The organism is Cognaticolwellia mytili, from assembly GCF_002104475.1.
Classification (GTDB): domain Bacteria; phylum Pseudomonadota; class Gammaproteobacteria; order Enterobacterales; family Alteromonadaceae; genus Cognaticolwellia; species Cognaticolwellia mytili.
In genome coordinates this window covers 419,068-438,118 of record NZ_NBOF01000003.1, presented here as the reverse complement: position 1 = coordinate 438,118, position 19,051 = coordinate 419,068, and the positions used below count along the sequence as shown (strand labels likewise).

Below are 19,051 nucleotides of genomic sequence, written 5' to 3'. Positions count from 1 at the left end.
TAAATAAGGCATATACATCATCGATATTTTATTATCAACATTTAGCTTTCAACCTAACCAATTGATTGTAAACAATAAAACAAAGGATGTAATGAGAGAAAATTGACATTATTAAAATTAAATACTTTTAACAATTTAATCAGCAATGATTACAGCTTAAAAAACAGATGCAACTAAAATATTCTTATGGCATTACTATTCAATTACTCATCATTAAAAAAGATAGCTTCTAATAATAAGAGAATGCTTTCATACTCATCTCGCCTAAAAAACATATGTCAGATTTTGTGTTTAATTTGCTTATGTTTTACAAAAAATTCAATTGCCACTCAAATCGAGTCCGATAAAAACAATGATAAGTTTTTTAAGCTAGTTGTTGCTCTATACCCACCATATAATTATAAAAATGAAAATGAGGAGATAAAGGGCCTAAATATTGAAATAATTACCGCTGCACTTTCCAGTGTAGGTTACAAACTTAATGTCGAAATATTACCATTTGGTCGAGCACTTCAATATGCTAAGCAAGGTATCGCTGATGGAATCACTTTATGGCATTCAGATAATAGAACTCAATGGTTTAAATTTTCAAAGCCATTTACTCATTCTGAATTAGTCTTTCTAAAAGCAAAATCATTGCAGGTTACTTATCAATCATTAAATGATTTAACTCCTTTTACAATTGGAACTGTTCAGAAATATGCCTACCCAAAAAGCTTTTCTCATCATCTTAAAATAAAAAAAGATCAAGTACTCAACGATGAAAAAAACATTCGTAAGCTTATTTTAGGGCGAATCGATATTGCCTTAATAGACAAACGAATGGCACAATTTATTTTAAGAAAAAATCATCCAAAACAACAATACTTATTCGATTCTGCTGGCACATTGAAAAATGAAAATTATTATCTCGCTATTTCAAAAGCTGCCACAAATTATCAACAAAAATACCAAGCATTTAACAAGGGTTTAGCAAGCATTAAAAAGAACGGCATTTTAGAAGAAATCATTAGCCGATATAATTAAGAATTCACACTAAGGGCTGTTGACCTTTGTTTAATAATTCAGCACAGAGATAAAATCGACTTAATTAAGGCGAAAGTGATGTAGTTTAGTCGTCTACACCAACTATTTTCAACACAAAGTAAGATGACTTTAGCTTTATGGTTGTTTTTAATGCTAGCAGCATTAGAGCTTCACTTATTTGGAGCAAGCAAACCTCGTTCATTGTACTTTACTAACATTAAAACCAGCCTTTTGCTGAAAACACATACAAATCTCAATATCCTCTAATACACACCTAGACAAACATTAAATGCAACGGACAAAGATAGATAGCTCTTATGCTAAAAGCCATTTGCTAATCATGCCGTTATTAACCTAAAATATCGTCAATATAATTTTCCTTACAACAAAGGGTTTCTAGATGGCATTGCCAGATAAGTTTATTTTCTCGATGAACCGCGTTAGTAAAGTGGTTCCACCAAAGCGTACTATTTTAAAAGACATTTCTCTTTCCTTCTTCCCTGGTGCAAAAATTGGTGTTTTGGGCCTAAACGGCTCAGGTAAATCAACGTTACTGCGCATAATGGCAGGTGTTGATAAAGAATTTGAAGGTGATGCTAACGCGTTAACCGGTACTAAAATTGGTTATTTACCACAAGAGCCTCAGCTTGATGAAAACCAAACCGTACGCGAAGCAGTAGAAGAAGCAGTATCGGAAGTTAAAAATGCCATGGCGCGCCTTGACCAAGTGTATAACGAATATGCTGAAGAAGGTGCTGACTTTGACGCGCTAGCAAAAGAGCAAGGTGAACTTGAAGATATTATCAACGCACAAGACGGTCATAATATTGATAACGTTTTGGAACGTGCTGCTGACGCATTACGCTTACCTGAGTGGGATCAAAAAATTGCCGTATTAAGTGGTGGTGAACGTCGTCGTGTCGCACTTTGTCGTTTGTTGCTTGAAAAACCTGACATGCTGCTACTTGATGAACCAACTAACCATTTAGATGCTGAATCAGTGGCTTGGTTAGAGCGTTTCTTACATGACTATTCAGGTACAGTTGTTGCCATTACCCATGATAGATACTTCCTTGATAACGTAGCGGGCTGGATATTAGAGCTCGACCGTGGCCACGGCATCCCTTACGAAGGTAATTATACTAATTGGCTTGAACAAAAAGATGCCAGACTTGAGCAAGAGAAGCGCACCGAAAATGCCTTGGCAAAAACCATTAAGCATGAGCTTGATTGGGTACGCTCGAATCCAAAAGGTCGCCAAGCAAAAAGTAAAGCCCGTATGGCGCGCTTTGAAGAATTATCAAGTAATGAAAATCAAAAACGTAATGAAACTAACGAATTATATATCCCACCTGGGCCACGCCTTGGTGATAAAGTCATTGATGTTGACAATTTAACCAAATCTTATGGCGACAGAGTATTAATCGATGACTTAAGTTTTAGCATTCCTAAAGGTGCTATTGTCGGGATAATTGGTGCTAACGGCGCAGGTAAATCAACGTTATTTAAAATGCTTTCAGGCGCTGAATCACCAGATTCAGGTTCCGTTAGTGTTGGTGATACAGTACAACTAGCCAGTGTTGACCAGTTCCGTGATGATATGGACGATTCAAAAACTGTTTACCAAGAAATATCAGAAGGTAGTGAAATCATTCAAATAGGCACCTATGAAATACCAGCACGTGCGTATGTTAGTCGTTTTAACTTTAAAGGTACTGATCAGCAAAAAATCATAGGTCAATTATCTGGTGGTGAACGTAATCGTGTGCATTTGGCCAAATTAGTGAAAACTGGCGGTAATGTGCTTTTACTCGATGAGCCAACCAACGATTTAGATATTGAAACCTTACGTGCATTAGAAGAAGCCATTCTAGAATTTCCAGGTTGCGCCATGGTTATTTCACATGACCGTTGGTTCTTAGATCGCATTGCAACACATATTATTGATTACCGCGACGAAGGCCAAGTAAACTTCTTTGAAGGTAACTTTACTGATTATGATGAATGGTTAAGAAAAACCTTGGGCCCTGCGGCACTTGAACCTCATAGAATAAAATACAAAAAGATTGGCTAATTAGTTAATTACTAATCAGTTAACTGATTAGTAATTAACAAGATAAAGGCACCTTAATATGTTAATTAAGGTGCCTTTTTTTTAAAAGCAAGCTATGCTGAAGGTATCACTTGGCCAAGCTTAAAATTCATGCAAAATCGACGTCAATTTACACGAGTTCTCTTTTCAATGCAGGCAACACTTACGGTGGATGAACATCAATTTGAAGCCAAAATTCACGACATTTCATTAAATGGAGCTCTGCTTTACCTCGACAGTAAAAATTTAACGCTCACTCGTCAACTCGGCTTACTGTCATTTCAACTTGATGATACCGATACTAGTATCGTCATGAATGTTGCTATCGTTCATCAAGAAGGTAGTGAGATAGGTGTACAATGCAATGGAATTGATATCGATAGTGTCAGTCTATTACGACGATTAATTGAACTTAACTTAGGTGATGATGAGCAGTTGCATAAAGAGTTATCGCAGCTAAGTCGTAGTGAGTACTAACGAGTAAGATTTTAACTAAGTAAGAATAATCTTTCATAATTTTTCAAAGGACATGCAATGAATCACCTTATTATTTCTTTTATTACCGCTGACCGCCCAGGCATAGTTGATAGTTTATCTAATATAATTGGTAAACATCAAGGCAATTGGCAAAAGTCGAGCTTGCATCAAATGTCAGGGATTTTTGCAGGTGTTGTTGAAATTGTTTGCCCTAACAGTTCTACCTCTGCTTTATCGAAAGAGCTTGCTGATTTAGAAAATTTTAAAATACAAATTGAGCAAGCAACCTCAGTAGCTTCGGTCACTGAATCTCAATTAATCTTAGAGTTAACTGCAAATGACAGAGCTGGTATAGTGCAGGAAATTTCATCTACTATTCACAGTAATGGTGGCAATTTACTCAAGTTAGTCAGCACCCAAGAAAGCGCTCCACATTTCGGCCATGAATTATTTAAAGCAAAAGTGACGATTGCTGCTAATGACGCAGATGTTGACAATATGATCAGTGCATTAGAAAACTTAGCTGATGACTTGATGGTCGATATTTCTCGTTAAATTGAACTGATATTTATCTAAAACCATAACTTTATTGTTGTTTTATTTAACCAAGCATATTCCCCGACTTAAATTGAAAAAGCCCGTACTCATTGCTGAATATGGGCTTAGTTCTACCAGTAAAGTTAATTTATAACGATAAACCTAATTTATTAAATTCTTTAGTGACCACACTTGCTGGCAATGGGATATATCCATCTTTTTCAACAATTTTTTGGCCTGATTTCGATAACACCATTTTCAAAAATTCAGCTTCCATTGGTGCTAACGGCTTATTTGGGTGTTTATTAACATAAACGTATAAGAAACGAGATAACGGATACTTTTTAGAAATCGCATTAGCCATATTTGCTTCTATATAGTTATCACCTTTCTTCGATAATGGTAAGGCGCGAACACCTGAAGTTTTATAACCAATACCAGAATAACCAATACCATTTAATGAAGCAGATACCGACTGTACGACTGATGCAGAGCCCGGCTGTTCATTAACATTATTTTTGAAATCACCTTTACATAAGGCTTTCTTTTTAAAGTAACCATAAGTACCTGACACTGAGTTACGACCATAAAGTTGCACATCTTTACCTGTCCACTCGCCGGTAAGCCCTAAGTCGCCCCAGCGATCGACATCTTTTGCAGCGCCACATTTACGGTTGTTAGAAAAAATGGCATCAACTTGATCAATACGTAAACCTTTAAGAGGATTATCTTTATGCACAAAAACCGCTAAAGCATCAATAGCAACACGTACTGCAGTTGGTTTGTAACCGTAGCGTTTTTCGAAGGCTTCAATTTCACGAGACTTCATTTTACGACTCATTGGACCTAAGTTCGAAGTTGCTTCAGTCAATGCCGGTGGCGCGGTTGAAGAGCCTGCCGCTTGAATTTGCACATTAACATTTGGGTAAGTGCGTTTAAATTCTTCCGCCCAAAATGTCATCATGTTAGCTAGTGTGTCTGAGCCAACTGAAGATACATTACCTGAAACACCACTGACTTTTTTATAGCTAGGTAAATTACTATCTACTGCTAAGGCACTAAAACTTAATGCACTGGTTAAGCCGATAACACCTAAAACACGTTTTAAACTCATGTTACTCTCCGATGAGAATGTAAATTAATTTGTGAACACTATATGGCTCGAATATGACAATAATAAGTAAAGTTTGTGACACTTAGATGACAGTGTTCATAATTTTGTCATTATTTTTTATTAGCGTAATATTGCTACTTTATCAGTCAGTAATTAGTTGGAAACTAATATATATTTGAAGGAGGAGTTTACCAAGCACTTACTAATAAAGTACTTGGTGTTATGCTTTAGAGCTGTTTCTTATCGTGAAGTAAATTATAAATTCACTGCCTTCATGCCACTCGCTTTCAATCGCAAGCTCTGCGTTATGATGATTTAGCACATGCTTAACAATAGCTAGGCCTAAGCCTGAGCCGCCAGTATTTCGAGAGCGCGATTTATCAACCCGGAAAAAACGTTCAGTTAAGCGATTAACATGTTCAGGCTTAATGCCTGGACCATTATCTTTAACACTAAAACGCACTTTATTACCATCACTAGTTAAACTAACCTCAATAACGCCGTTTGCTGGTGTATAAGCAATAGCGTTTGACAATAAATTCATACAAGCACTTTTTAACTCGTGCTCATTGCCATTAACTTTAATATCTGCGGCAATATCATCACTAATCACATGATTTTTATCTTGATTTAGCCATTGTACATCTTCAACGATCGTTAAGATTAAGCGAGATAAGTCGACTTGTTGCAAGTTATCATCTTCAATATTATTTTCGACACGTGAAAGCACTAGCAATTGTTCAACTAAGCGATCCATACGCGATACTTGCGTTTCTATGGTGGTGAACGCTTTTTGCCAATGGGGCGCTAAAGCCGTCTCACTTGCCTGAACCATTTCAACATAGCCACGAACTACCGTTAAAGGTGTTTTCAGCTCATGAGAAACATTAGCAACAAAGTCACGACGCATTTCTTCTAAACGCTGAATTTTACTAATATCACGGGCTAGCAGCAAAATTTGATCGCTGCCATAAGCCATCATTCTCAGTTCAAGTTGTAATTCACTATTCACTGGCGAAGTAATCACACAAGGGCTTTCATAGTTACCATCGTCCAAATATTTAGCAAACTCTGGGAAACGTATCAAATTGTCAATACGTTGGCCAACATCACCAGGCCAACGAATACCAATGAGCTGTGAGGCCTTTTTATTGCCCCATAAAATGGTTAACTCGGTTGACAGTACCAGCGCTGCATCCGGCAATGCCTCTGCGCCATCACGAAATTTACGTAACCGTTCATTTAGCTGCTTTTGCTTTTGACGTTGTTTTCTGATGCGACGATAAAGCCCATCATAAATACGTCCCCAAATACCTCGCGCTTGCGGCGGCGCAATAGATTTCCCTTGCCACAACCAATTCATCAATTTAAATAGATGATTATAATTCCAGACCAACAAACCAATTGAAGCTATGCTCAACGCTAAAAAGGTCGTGCCTAATACATAACCAATAATGCCACTAATAATCAGTGCGACAATAAGTCGAGTTACGATAGTGCGGGGAGATAAACGAAAAGGCATAGTTTATTAATTATACTCGATCTTTAATTTTACCAGAAAAGCGATAACCAGAGCCTCGCACGGTTTGGATAAAGTCTTCATGACCCTGACCAGAAATGGCTTTACGTAAACGTCGAATATGCACATCAACAGTTCTATCCTCTACGTAAACATTAGTGCCCCAAACATTATCGAGTAATTGCTCACGGCTATATACTCGCTCAGTATGGGTTAAAAAGAAGTGAAGTAATCTAAACTCTGTCGGCCCTAAATCTAGGTTTTCATCATTGATTGAGACACGGTGCGCAACAGGATCTAGCTTAATACCATGAAATTCAATCGCTTCTTCAAGCGCAGTTGGCGCAACACGGCGTATTACGGCTTTAATGCGGGCAATAAGTTCCTTCGGTGAAAATGGCTTAGTAACATAATCATCAATACCGGCGTCAAAGCCTTTCACTTTATCGTCTTCATCTGCTCTTGCCGTTAACATAATAATTGGAATAGAGCGGGTATATTCATTTTGTTTAAGTGATTTAGCAAGCTTAACCCCAGTACCACCAGGTAACATCCAATCAAGCAAAATTAAATCCGGATAAGGCTCCTTAATTTTTGCTTGGGCTTGCTCGATAGTTTCGGCTTCAATGGCATTAAAGCCATTTTGCTCTAATACAAAGGTGATCATCTCTCTAATCGGCGCTTCATCTTCAACAACTAAAATCTGTCTATTCATGTATCTTTCCTGATGCCTAAATAAAAAATCGTCTACCAAACATTGTGATAACTTTTTGTGACAGTTTCATGACAGTAATAAAATTAATATCATGACCGGCTAAGCCGTTTAAAATAGGTAGAAAAAAGCCGCTCCAAGCGACTTTTCTATAATAAGAAGTTATACATTCACCTATTGAATTTAATTAATCGATATCCGTAAAATTAAAATTTGTATTCAATACCTGCTGCTAAGTAGTCTTGATCTGCGCCACTATCCATATCAAAACTAGTGTAAAAGGTATAAAGCTTGGTACTTTTAGCTAATGAATAATCGGCACCGATCGTAACACCGGATTTATCATCGCTGCCATCAAAGTTAGCCGCTTGATATTGACCTTTAAAAGTCACTTTATCCATTTTATATTTAGCAGAAACCATGTAGCCATCCATTTCAGCGCTACCATCAACTTTCTCTTGTGTTTGAACCATCGCCCCTAACACAACACCACCTATTTTACCTTGTACAGTTGCGCGTGTAATGTCGTAACCTTTGACTTCAGAGTCAACAGCAATTGAGGCAAAAACTTTTGACTTTTTCAATTTAACATCACCGTAAAACACCGCTACGGAAACGCCATTGTCAGCACCTACTGAGTCTTCCGCGATATAAGTAACGCCTACGCGAAAGTCATTAAATTTTGGCGTTTTATAAGAGACCGTATCGGCCATGCGATTTTCACCTTTCCAAAGGTTTTTAATATCGCCATTTAAATCACTGAACAAATCAACTTTGCCCTGTGACTGTTTTAACATAGTATCATTTTTACCTAATAAAACTTCGCCAAAACTGCCCGCTAAACCAACATACTGATTGCGTGCTTCAAAAGTGTCCACATCCTTCTCTTTAGACCCATAACCTTTATGGCCATCACCGTCTAAATCAACTTCAAACTCTGCTTTATAAATTACCGTTAGACCATCAGTAAGCTCATGAGTCCCTTTAAAGCCAATGCGTGAAGCATTACTTGTCACTTCAGTGAATGAGCCTTCGCCAAAATCTGAAGACTGTATTGAGAGATTAGCCTTACCATAAATGTCAACATCAGCTGCAAATACTGACATTGATAAAGAAGACAATAAAGCGACTGCTATTTTGCTGTACGTATGTTTCATTTTTATACCTTTAAAAATTAAATAGGCCTAGAAAGTAATTAAGACTATTTTGCCAAGTTTTTATGACACTTTTGTGACATGAATTGCATTATTTTAAATAATTATGACAAAATTACGAAGCTTAATTGATGTTTTTATGTCGATTAGATTATGAATTTATTACATAACTCAACAATACTGTAACGGAGCAGTTAAATAATAGCGCAATAACTAACTTTTACTTAAGATAAGTATTTAGACCCAAAGCACTTAAAAATACTATCTCAGGTGGCTTGGTGTATAATATTAAAAAAGACTGTTAACCTGCTATCAAAAGCTAAAATTAAGAAATACTAAATAAAAGAAATATTTAATGAAAACTACTAGCCTGTCACGAAAATTACTCACACGAGTATTATCATTTTATTTTGTGCTCACCTTTTTGGTGACTTGTGTACAGATAGGCGCTGAGTATATTAATACCAAGAGTCACATTACCAGCGAACTTTTAACACTTGAAAAAACATTTAGTGGCAGCTTAACTCGTGCAGTCTGGGAGTTAAACACTCAACAAGCCATTGATATTGCTGACGGTTTAGTCGCTATACCCATGATAAAAGGTATTACTATTACTGATGAAAACAACCAAGTAATCACACAACTAGGCTTAATCGCTGATGAAGATACATTAAATATTGAATCGTTAGGTGATGACTCTGCTAATAATGAATATTTTAATGTATCTTCTACCTCTGATGGTTTATTTGGTCATTCATTCCCTTTAATTTTTGAGTTTTCCGGTCGTACCACAAAAGTAGGCTCAGTAACTTTACTTTCAAGTAACGAGGTTATTTTTAATCGGATACAAGTTGGTATTTACTTTTTAATTGGTAACGCTATGGTGAAAACAGCCGCTTTGGTACTGTTATTTTCAATTGCCTTTTCGCGTTTACTTACCAATCCTCTCAATGAGCTTACTGAACAAATTAATCAATTTGATCTCGATGACCCCGAAGCATCAAAATTACATGTTATTAATTACGAAAAGAATGAACTGAATATATTACAAGATGCTTACAATAACCTGATCGATGAACTGGTGGTGTATAAAGAGCAGCTTTCACTGGCACAAAATAAAATTATTTCTGCAAACAGCCAACTCGATGAACAAAATTTAATGCTAGAACAAGAAGTGGCGAAAAAAACCTCATCACTCAGCACCACAATGTTAAAAATGGAAATGCAGCAACGTGAATTATTAGAACAGCAAAGTAAGCTACAGGCAGAAAATAAGCGCAGAAGTATCACTGAAGAAACCTTGATAGCAACAAACCATGACTTGAAAAGTTCTATTTTAGAATTAAATAAGGCTCAAGAGCGATTACTTGACGCAGAGAAAATGGCAATACTTGGTAATATGTCAGCAGAAGTGACTCATGAGATTAATACCCCGATCGGAGTCAGCATTACTTCAACCAGTTATTTAGCAGATTTACTTATTGCACTTAAAGCTGATATTGATAACAACAAGTTAAGTAAACGCGTACTTAATGACTACACACAAAATTCTGAGCAAGGAATTAACCTAGTACTTAATAATCTCAACCGAGCATCAGAGCTTGTTAGTAGCTATAAACAAGTCGCAGTTGATCAAATAAGCGATAAGATTCGTTGGGTTAATATTGGTAAGTATCTCGATGAAATTATTCATTCATTACACCCTAAATTAAAGAAAACCAACCATAGCATAAAAGTCGATTGTCCTGAAAATTCAAATATTTATTGCCATGCTGGAGCCCTGTCTCAAATATTTACCAATCTAATTATTAATTCTATTATTCATGGTTTTAAGGATATTAATCGCGGAATTATTACCATAAATGTTAGGCTAACAGGGGATGATCAAGCACATATTACTTACCAAGATAATGGTCATGGATTATCTGAAGAAGAGCTTAGTCATTTATTTGATGCTTTTTATACTACCGCCGCAAGTCAAGGAGGCTCAGGCTTAGGCACTCATATCATACATGACTTGGTACAAGATACACTAAATGGCCGAGTGACAGCTAGCTCAACACTAGGACAAGGTTTACGGTACGAGATAGAATTCGCTAGCATGTAATAATAGTTTACTAAATTAGCACTATAGAGTAGAAGAAATATTGGCGTGCGTGCAAAGAGTATTTACGGTAATATGACGCTCGTTTTTCAATTATTAGCCCACAATGTTGGGACCTAGGATTATCTTAATGTGGTTTAAAAACCTTTACTTTTTTGCCTTTACTCGCCCATTTGAAGTTTCAGAAGCTGATTTAGAAAAACAATTGTCTGAGCACCTATTTACCCCTTGTGCTTCTACTGAGCAGTCACACTTTGGTTGGGTTAACGCATTAGGTAAGCATGGTCAAACTATAGTTCATGGCGTTAACGGTAACCTTTTACTATCTGCACGTAAAGAAGAGAAAATTCTCCCTGCGCCCGTAATTAAAGATATGCTTGAGCAAAAGATTGCTCAATTGGAAATTGAACAATCACGCGGTGCAACTAAAAAAGAGAAAGAACAATTTAAAGAAGATATAATTTTTGAATTGTTGCCACGAGCATTTTCTCGTTATAGCGACACACAAGCCTATATTAATGCTAGCCATAACATTATTGTTATTAATACTAGCAGTCGTGGCAAGGCCGAAGACTTTTTAGCTTTATTACGTAAATCGTTAGGTACTTTACCTGTGACGACTCCCTCACCTGAAAAAGCACCAGATGAAGTGATGACAGATTGGTTAGTTGAGCGTAACTTAGGCGCTAATTTTCAGCTTGGTATGGAAGCTGAGTTTAACGCTTTAGGTGACGATGGCGCAGTTGTTCGCGTTAAGAACCAAGATCTTACCAGTGAAGAAATTAAAGCCCATCTTGATGCCGATAAATACGCAGTAAAAGTTGCACTTGAATGGGATGAGTCATTATCATTTATTTTATGTGATGACTTGGCTGTGAAACGCTTGAAATTTTACGATGTTATTCAAGAGCAAAATGACGATATTGATAGTGATGATGTTATCGCTAAACTTGATGCCGACTTTGCCTTGATGGCAGGTGAACTTAACCGCTTTATCGATCATTTACTCGCTGAGTTTTCACTTAAAGCTAGTGATTATCTAGAAGAATAGTTTATCTTTAAGAGTAAATAAAAGGCGCTTAAGCGCCTTTTATTTAAGTTTAGTTATAACATTAGTTAAACATAGCTCTAGCTTCTGTTAATAAGCTTTCAAACTCTTCCGATGCCATATAATCAGCATCGGGGAGTATGCCTTTAGTGACATAACTTTTCAGGAGAATATCTCGAGTTGAGTCGCTTTTAAATATTTCGTGGTAAACCGCACCAGCACGAATAAAATCAATATAATGCACTTCTTTTGGTAACACCGATAAATCATTCCATACCGATACTAATTCGGTAAACTCTGCTGGGAACTCCCAAGACTTAGTAACTTCAGCACCAATTTCATTAGAAAACTTAATAATGGCTTGCTGAATGAACACTGGATTAGCAAATACTTCTGGATGATTCTCTGCTTCTAGCAAAATGGGAAGGACACCAATATTATGAATTAATGCTGCTAATGTAATAGTATCAAGGCTGAATGCTGCGTGTTTATTTTTTTGTAAATACAAAGTCATTAATGCAATAGCAACGGCTGCAACATCAACAGTTTTATTCCACGATTTTTGCATATACTCAGATATAGCCGCATTTTTTGAAACAAACATTTGCTCAACAGCCATAGCTGTTGCAATACTTTTAATTTGCCTCAGACCGATACGAGTAACCGATTGTGTAACAGTTTCCACCCTCACTGCTCTACCAAAAACAGCACTATTGGCCACTTTTAACATACCTAAAGACAACGCAGGATCTTGAGCAATAATATCGCTCATATTTCCGAGGTTCACTTCTGGATCATCAGCCGCTTTTCTCACCTTTAGCGCTATTTCTGGCAAAGTAGGTAATACTAAAGTGTCTTGTTTAATCTTTTCAACCAGTATTGTATAAAGTGCATTTTCAGCGCCCATAGATCATCCTTATTATTAGTGTTATTACATAAGTAAATTTAGCACAATATATTGAAATTACTGCCAATACATAAAGTTTTTTTCCTCTAACCACCGACTCTTATATTTTATAACTACAAACATTATAATTACGGTGATATTTTTACCACATATTCGCTTGATCAAGATCAAGTTAAACTGACAAAAAACAATCAAACAGGTGAAACTAAATTACAATACGCGGCCGATTTTACTAAGTTGAATTTTTGTTATGTTGAAACCTGAATTATTGTCTCCTGCGGGAAGTTTAAAAAATATGCGTTATGCCTTTGCTTATGGTGCAGACGCCGTATACGCAGGCCAGCCAAGGTATTCACTTAGGGTGCGTAACAATGAATTTAGTTTAGAAAATATAAAAATAGGGATCGATGAAGCACATGCTTTGGATAAAAAATTCTATCTCGTTAATAATATTGCTCCACATAACAGTAAGTTAAAAACTTTTCTTCGTGACATAAAGCCAATTATTGAAATGCGTCCTGATGCCTTGATCATGTCAGATCCAGGTTTAATAATGATGGTACGTGAAAACTTTCCAGAGATGTCAATTCACCTTTCAGTGCAAGCAAATGCGGTTAATTGGTCAACAGTAAAATTTTGGTATCAACAAGGGGTTGAGCGCGTTATTCTTTCACGTGAATTATCGCTCGATGAAATTGAAGAGATTCGATTTCATTGCCCAGAAATGGAACTAGAGGTTTTTGTGCATGGTGCTTTATGCATGGCATACTCTGGCCGTTGCTTATTATCGGGCTACATTAATAAACGCGATCCTAACCAAGGTACTTGCACTAACTCTTGTCGTTGGAAATACGATAGCCATCCAGCGAAAGAAACTGAAACAGGCGATATTATTGCCACAAAACCTGCCGAAATTTATATACCAGAACAAAAGCCCTTTGAAGATGTCGTTTTACTTCAAGAACAAGGTCGCCCAGGGGAATATATGCCTGCTTTCGAAGATGAGCACGGCACTTATATCATGAATTCAAAAGATCTACGTGCTGTTGAGCATGTAGAACGCTTAGTTAAAATGGGCGTGCATTCCTTAAAAATTGAAGGACGCACTAAATCTTTCTATTATTGTGCACGTACCGCACAAATATATAATCAGGCAATGCTCGATGCCATTAGCGACAAGCCGTTTAATCAGCGTTTAAACACTGATTTAGAGCATTTAGCACATCGTGGTTACACTGAAGGTTTCTTACAACGCCATCGCCATGGTGATACGCAGAACTATGACTATGGTTATTCAAAAAGTGATACCCAACAATTTGTTGGTGAAGTCATGGGCCGTAATGAAGAAACCGGCTTAATTGAAATTGATGTAAAAAATAAGTTCCTCACCGGTGACCAACTAGAGCTAATGACCCCAACTGGTAACATTAGTTTTACGTTAACAAAAATGCAAAACTTAAAAGGCGAACCTGTAGATGACGCCAAAGGCTCTGGTCATAAAGTAGCTATCGAATTAGATACAGATGTAGATTTATCATTTGGTATTATTATGCGGTACCTGACTGAAGGAGGCACAACGCGTCACCCTTTTGCACAGAATCAGGACAAATAGTTAATGGCACTACTCATTGAAAACAGCTGTATTAACTGCGACATGTGCGACCCAGAATGTCCTAATGAAGCCATTACAATGGGCGAAAACATTTATGAGATTGACACTGATAAATGTACTGAGTGTATTGGTCATTATGATAAGCCAACCTGTGTTTCAGTATGTCCTATTGATTGTATAAAGCCGGATCCTGACAAAGTCGAAGATGAGGACACTCTACTAGCAAAGTTTCTTCGTATGCATGGCTAGAAAAATTATTTAACGAGTAAATGTCAGTAGCTCAGTTACGAGGTAATTTAACGCTACTTAATACTAAAAAGCCCGGTAATAGCATTAATATTGCAGGGCTTTTTATTATTTATAATTTCACTTTATTGCTCAGTACGCCTAAACTGAAATCGGCGCTTTAATATGTGGGTGAGATTGATAGTTCTGTAATTCAAAATCTTCGAAAGTAAAATCAAAAATACTCTTAACCTCTGGGTTCATCCACATAGTCGGTAACGCTAATGGCTCACGAGATAATTGTTCTTCTACTTGTTCAAGGTGATTCAAGTATAAATGCGCATCACCAAAGGTATGGACAAAGTCACCAAGTTCCAAATCACAAACTTGCGCAATCATCATGGTAAATAAAGCATAGCTTGCAATATTAAATGGCACGCCCAAAAATATATCGGCACTGCGCTGATATAATTGGCAGCTTAATTTGCCATTTAGCACATAAAATTGAAATAGGGTATGACAAGGTGGTAGCGCTTGTTTACCTAATGCTGCATTCGCATCAGGACTAATAGAGGTATCAGGTAATAACGCAGGATTCCACGCTGTAATTATATGGCGACGTGAATCAGGGTTATTTTTTAAATCATTAATTAATTGTGCTAGCTGATCAATAGTTTCACCATTTTCAGCAGGCCAGCTGCGCCACTGCACACCATAAACTGGACCTAGCTCGCCATCATCAGTTGCCCAAGCATCCCAAATTTTTACACCATTATCTTTTAAATAGCCAATATTGGACTCGCCTTTAATAAACCATAATAGCTCATGAATAATAGATTTAAGGTGACATTTCTTTGTCGTCACTAAGGGAAACCCTTTTGCGAGATCAAAGCGCATTTGATGACCAAAAATACTTTTAGTGCCCGTGCCGGTACGATCAGATTTTTCAACCCCTTCGTCTCTTACATGGCGCATTAAGTCAAGATATGCTTTCACTAGGCTTTCCTTTAAAATCAATAAAACAGTGGGGAATTAATACCGAAATCATTACTATCGTAGCGTTCCTTAGCAATGAATTTTCGACTTTATTATAACAGCAAAATTATGCCTAATTATTACCAACTAGGCAAAATTTCTTGCAGAATTTAACTTATTTGAAACCATTTAATGTAAAGCGCTTAAAGCCTGTGCAGTTTTTAATGAATTTAAAACATCATTTTAATAGCCACTAACATCAAAAATATTGCGAAGCCTTTTTTTAAATATGGAATGGATAATGATTCGGCGACTTTAACGCCTATCGGTGCAAATAAAGATGATGTTAAAACAATACCTAATAATGCCGGCAGATAAATATAACCGAGGCTCCAAGCCGGTAATACGGCTTGCTCTGGCGCAATAATCACATAACCTAGCGCACCAAATAACGCGACAACAATACCGCTTGCAGTAGCAACTCCAATCGCTTGACGCATAGACAACGAACAGTACATTAAAATAGGCACTAATATTGCCCCACCGGCAATGCCCATTAGGCTGGCAATAATGCCAGTGAACAAGCCAATAAGTTGTAATATCCAGTTCGCAGGCAGCGCAATACTTCGCTCAATTTTTATCGATAAGAACATATAAACTGCTAACGCAAATACGGCACAAGCAAAGAATAATGTTAAGGCATCAAGTGTTAGCATGCCTGCAATTATTGCTCCTACCATTGCGCCAATAGCAACGGTAATACCGATACGTCTGGCGATATCCCAAGGAATATTACCGTTTTTATGATGAGCAAAGGCGGCAGAAGAGGAAGTGAAAATGATAGAAGCAAGTGATGTTGCTAACGCCATAGGGAAGGCCAACTCAGCACTGACACCAAAAAAAGGTAGTAAGTAGACTAGTACTGGAACAATAATTAGCCCACCGCCAATACCTAATAAACCAGCAAAGAAACCAACAATAGCACCTAATAGAGCACAAGCTAAAAATACACTTACCAGCATCGACACGTTTTAATCTACCACGAAAAAAATCAAAATTAGAATATTCAGCATATCACAGACATTAACGCCTAACACTTAATGCCTAACATGAACAAAGTCTTCTAAGCCTAGTTGAACCAACTGCTGATGCATATATCTGTGCACTTTACTGGCATTCGTCAGGGTTAGTACCTTGGTCAATATATCTTCTATCACACTAAACTCAACATGGCGTATTACCCATTTCACCTTAGCTAAGCTGTGTGCACTCATACTCAAGTTTTTGTAACCCATGGCCATCAGTAGCAAAGCCCCTGTAGGTTCATTCGCCAACTCACCACAAATACTTAATGGCATATTGCGTGTTGTGCTTTTTTGAGCAATATAATTTAACGCCCGTAAAACGGATGGATGATAAAAATCATATAAATTGGCAACGCGGGTATTATTACGATCAACAGCTAATAGGTATTGGGTGAGATCATTACTGCCAACCGAGAAAAAATCCACTTTATCGGCTAAATCTTCTAATTGAAAAATGATACTAGGCACTTCCACCATAACGCCAACCTTCGGCTTTACTAATTTGTTGGTTTCAGTAATTGATAGTTCTGTGCTTAATTCAAAGTAGGCTTGGTTAATCAGCCTTATTGCGTCATCAACCTCACTAATACTAGAGATCATTGGCAGCATAATTGCTAAATTATCAAGACCAATGTTTGCCTTTATCATCGCTCGTATTTGTACTAAAAATATTTCAGGGTGATCAAGTGTGATCCGAATTCCACGCCAGCCTAAAAATGGGTTTGCTTCGGTAATGGGAAAATAAGGCAATGACTTGTCACCACCAACATCCAATGTCCGCATAGTGACTGGTTGATTTGGAAATGACTCAAGCACTTGTCGATACAATGCGGTTTGCTCTAATTCGGAAGGGAAACAACTGCGGTTCATAAAAGGAATCTCAGTTCGATAAAGGCCCACCCCTTCGGCGCCAACATTATGCGAAAATTCAAAACCTGATGATAAGCCACTATTTACAAGTAGCTTCACATTGTGACCATCAAGCGTTAATGTCGGTAAATGGGCTACTTTATTTACTTGGGCTTGTAACTCAGTTTCCGCTAGTAAAATATGTTGATATTCATTAACTAATGCTTCACTTGGCGCAACATGTAGCTGGCACGAGTACCCGTCTAATATAACTTCTTTACGATGAAATCGCCGTATGAAAACATATTCAACCCCCATAATAGCGGGTATATTCAAAGCCTTAGCTAAAATTGCCGTATGAGAATTATTAGAACCATTCAATGAAACAATACCTAATAAACCTTGATGCTGGTAATCAGCAATCATTGACGCAGTTACCTCTTCGGCAACTAGTACAAATTTTTCAGGTAATTTCTGCTCCTGTACTTTTAAATTTTGAAGGTTCTCTAATAAACGATTACCTAAATCCTTAATGTCACTTGCACGTTCTCGGATATAATCATCGTCTAGCGCTTCAAATTGAATGACATAGCCGTCAACTATCAATTTCAATGCACTTTCAGCATTCCAGCCCTGTTGAATTTTATGCAAAACTTCTGTTTTAAAACTGTCACTTTCAAGCAGTTGTTTATAGACCTCAAAGATGTCTAAGCTACTATCTGAGGTAATTGATTTTAACTTCCCACCCATCACAGTAAAATCAACAAGGGTACTTTGCACTGCTTCATTAAATCGACTCAACTGTTGATGAGTATTTTGCTCTTTAGCCACCGCAATAGTCGCTAAGTCTGCCATTGGATGAACAACTACCATTTCACCAATCGCAACACCTGGCGCACCACCAATGCCTTTATGAGTTTTAATGGCACTTTGACTACTACCGTATAACCGCATTAAACCTTGCGCTTCAAGACTCGCCATGGCCGCAGCTAACTGAACTGATAAAGTAACGAGAAATGCTTCTTCGTTTTCAGTAAAAGAACGCGCTTGCTCTTGTTGCACGGTTAATACGCCGAGAACTTTACGTTGATGAATAATTGGTGTGCCTAGAAAAGCTTTATATTTGTCTTCTTCGACTTCTGGTGCATGGATAAAGTCAGGATGCTGTTGGGCATTAGCAATATTTATTGGTTCTTCACGTTGACCGACTAAGCCGACTAGACCTTCAGTAAAGCCAATACTTGTGCGACCAAAAGCATCTTCAGCTAAGCCGTCTGATGCCATCAGCAGAAAGTGTTGTTTGTTATGATCAGCAAAATAAACTGAGCAGCACTGAGAAGACAAGGCCTTTTTAACTTGCACCACTAAACGTAACAGAGCGGGATCAAGCTCTGCTGCTTGGCTAAATTCGAGCACAATTCGACGTAGAGTAGTAAGCATTATAATCCCTATAATTAAACTTTTTTGTAATTAAGCTATGTGTAAATTCAACGCAAAATAGATTTATAGCAGTTTAACGTTAAATAAAAATTACTGAGTAAAAAGCTAACGCTATCTGTTATGCCATCCATGTTCATTACAGAGCGAATAATTTTAAAGCCTTAAAACTAAATAG

Annotated in this window: 16 protein-coding genes; 8 read left to right on the top strand and 8 right to left on the bottom strand. The window is 37.3% G+C overall.

Translation table 11 applies throughout. From position 1 onward, the window contains the following. The first annotated feature begins 186 nt into the window (after positions 1 to 186). The 4 genes from B7C41_RS11490 to B7C41_RS11475 all read left to right on the top strand — a co-directional run bounded on the left by B7C41_RS11490 (position 187) and on the right by B7C41_RS11475 (position 4,150). The gene (locus B7C41_RS11490) at positions 187 to 1,026 is read left to right on the top strand and encodes a substrate-binding periplasmic protein (protein ID WP_085299061.1); all 840 of its coding nucleotides are present in this window, start codon (positions 187 to 189) and stop codon (positions 1,024 to 1,026) included. Positions 1,027 to 1,426: 400 nt separating this feature from the next. Continuing rightward, complete coding sequence (gene ettA, locus B7C41_RS11485; RefSeq protein WP_085299060.1) at positions 1,427 to 3,100, top strand: energy-dependent translational throttle protein EttA; 1,674 nt, start codon at positions 1,427 to 1,429, stop codon at positions 3,098 to 3,100. 129 nt (positions 3,101 to 3,229) lie between these two features. Then, positions 3,230 to 3,595: a PilZ domain-containing protein gene (locus B7C41_RS11480; protein ID WP_085299059.1), complete on the top strand. Its 366-nt coding sequence runs from the start codon at positions 3,230 to 3,232 to the stop codon at positions 3,593 to 3,595. 57 nt (positions 3,596 to 3,652) lie between these two features. Next, entirely contained in the window at positions 3,653 to 4,150 is a 498-nt protein-coding gene (locus B7C41_RS11475; protein ID WP_085299058.1) for a glycine cleavage system protein R, read from the top strand. A gap of 130 nt (positions 4,151 to 4,280) precedes the next feature. Here B7C41_RS11475 and B7C41_RS11470 read toward each other — a convergent pair whose 3' ends face one another. The 4 genes from B7C41_RS11470 to B7C41_RS11455 all read right to left on the bottom strand — a co-directional run bounded on the left by B7C41_RS11470 (position 4,281) and on the right by B7C41_RS11455 (position 8,634). Then, positions 4,281 to 5,246, bottom strand: a complete 966-nt coding sequence (locus B7C41_RS11470; RefSeq protein WP_085299057.1) for a PstS family phosphate ABC transporter substrate-binding protein — start codon at positions 5,244 to 5,246, stop codon at positions 4,281 to 4,283. A 220-nt stretch (positions 5,247 to 5,466) separates the two neighbouring features. Continuing rightward, complete coding sequence (gene phoR, locus B7C41_RS11465) at positions 5,467 to 6,768, bottom strand: phosphate regulon sensor histidine kinase PhoR (protein WP_085299056.1); 1,302 nt, start codon at positions 6,766 to 6,768, stop codon at positions 5,467 to 5,469. 10 nt (positions 6,769 to 6,778) lie between these two features. Then, positions 6,779 to 7,480 carry a phosphate regulon transcriptional regulator PhoB gene (gene phoB / locus B7C41_RS11460; protein WP_085299055.1) on the bottom strand — a complete coding sequence of 234 codons (702 nt, stop codon included), beginning with the start codon at positions 7,478 to 7,480 and terminating at the stop codon, positions 6,779 to 6,781. Positions 7,481 to 7,683: 203 nt separating this feature from the next. Next, positions 7,684 to 8,634, bottom strand: a complete 951-nt coding sequence (locus B7C41_RS11455) for a porin (protein WP_085299054.1) — start codon at positions 8,632 to 8,634, stop codon at positions 7,684 to 7,686. Positions 8,635 to 8,986: 352 nt separating this feature from the next. Here B7C41_RS11455 and B7C41_RS11450 point away from each other — a divergent pair, with 352 nt between their 5' ends. Further along, complete coding sequence (locus tag B7C41_RS11450; RefSeq protein ID WP_085299053.1) at positions 8,987 to 10,738, top strand: sensor histidine kinase; 1,752 nt, start codon at positions 8,987 to 8,989, stop codon at positions 10,736 to 10,738. Between the two features lie 127 nt (positions 10,739 to 10,865). After that, on the top strand, positions 10,866 to 11,786 hold the full coding sequence (gene rdgC, locus B7C41_RS11445) for a recombination-associated protein RdgC (protein ID WP_085299052.1): 921 nt from the start codon (positions 10,866 to 10,868) through the stop codon (positions 11,784 to 11,786). A gap of 61 nt (positions 11,787 to 11,847) precedes the next feature. Here the strand turns inward: rdgC and B7C41_RS11440 are convergent, their stop codons facing one another. Continuing rightward, positions 11,848 to 12,690: an HDOD domain-containing protein gene (locus B7C41_RS11440; RefSeq protein ID WP_085299051.1), complete on the bottom strand. Its 843-nt coding sequence runs from the start codon at positions 12,688 to 12,690 to the stop codon at positions 11,848 to 11,850. Between the two features lie 250 nt (positions 12,691 to 12,940). On the opposite strand from B7C41_RS11440, the gene trhP reads away from it, so the two are divergent. Further along, on the top strand, positions 12,941 to 14,302 hold the full coding sequence (trhP, locus tag B7C41_RS11435) for a prephenate-dependent tRNA uridine(34) hydroxylase TrhP (RefSeq protein WP_085299050.1): 1,362 nt from the start codon (positions 12,941 to 12,943) through the stop codon (positions 14,300 to 14,302). 3 nt (positions 14,303 to 14,305) lie between these two features. Beyond that, positions 14,306 to 14,551: a YfhL family 4Fe-4S dicluster ferredoxin gene (locus B7C41_RS11430; protein ID WP_085299049.1), complete on the top strand. Its 246-nt coding sequence runs from the start codon at positions 14,306 to 14,308 to the stop codon at positions 14,549 to 14,551. A gap of 138 nt (positions 14,552 to 14,689) precedes the next feature. Here the strand turns inward: B7C41_RS11430 and B7C41_RS11425 are convergent, their stop codons facing one another. The 3 genes from B7C41_RS11425 to ptsP form a co-directional block, all read right to left on the bottom strand. Then, positions 14,690 to 15,523: a thymidylate synthase gene (locus B7C41_RS11425; RefSeq protein ID WP_085299048.1), complete on the bottom strand. Its 834-nt coding sequence runs from the start codon at positions 15,521 to 15,523 to the stop codon at positions 14,690 to 14,692. A gap of 209 nt (positions 15,524 to 15,732) precedes the next feature. Further along, positions 15,733 to 16,524 carry a sulfite exporter TauE/SafE family protein gene (locus B7C41_RS11420; RefSeq protein ID WP_085299047.1) on the bottom strand — a complete coding sequence of 264 codons (792 nt, stop codon included), beginning with the start codon at positions 16,522 to 16,524 and terminating at the stop codon, positions 15,733 to 15,735. A gap of 75 nt (positions 16,525 to 16,599) precedes the next feature. Beyond that, positions 16,600 to 18,876, bottom strand: coding sequence for a phosphoenolpyruvate--protein phosphotransferase (gene ptsP / locus B7C41_RS11415; RefSeq protein WP_085299046.1), 2,277 nt, complete (start codon positions 18,874 to 18,876; stop codon positions 16,600 to 16,602). Positions 18,877 to 19,051 lie beyond the last annotated feature (175 nt).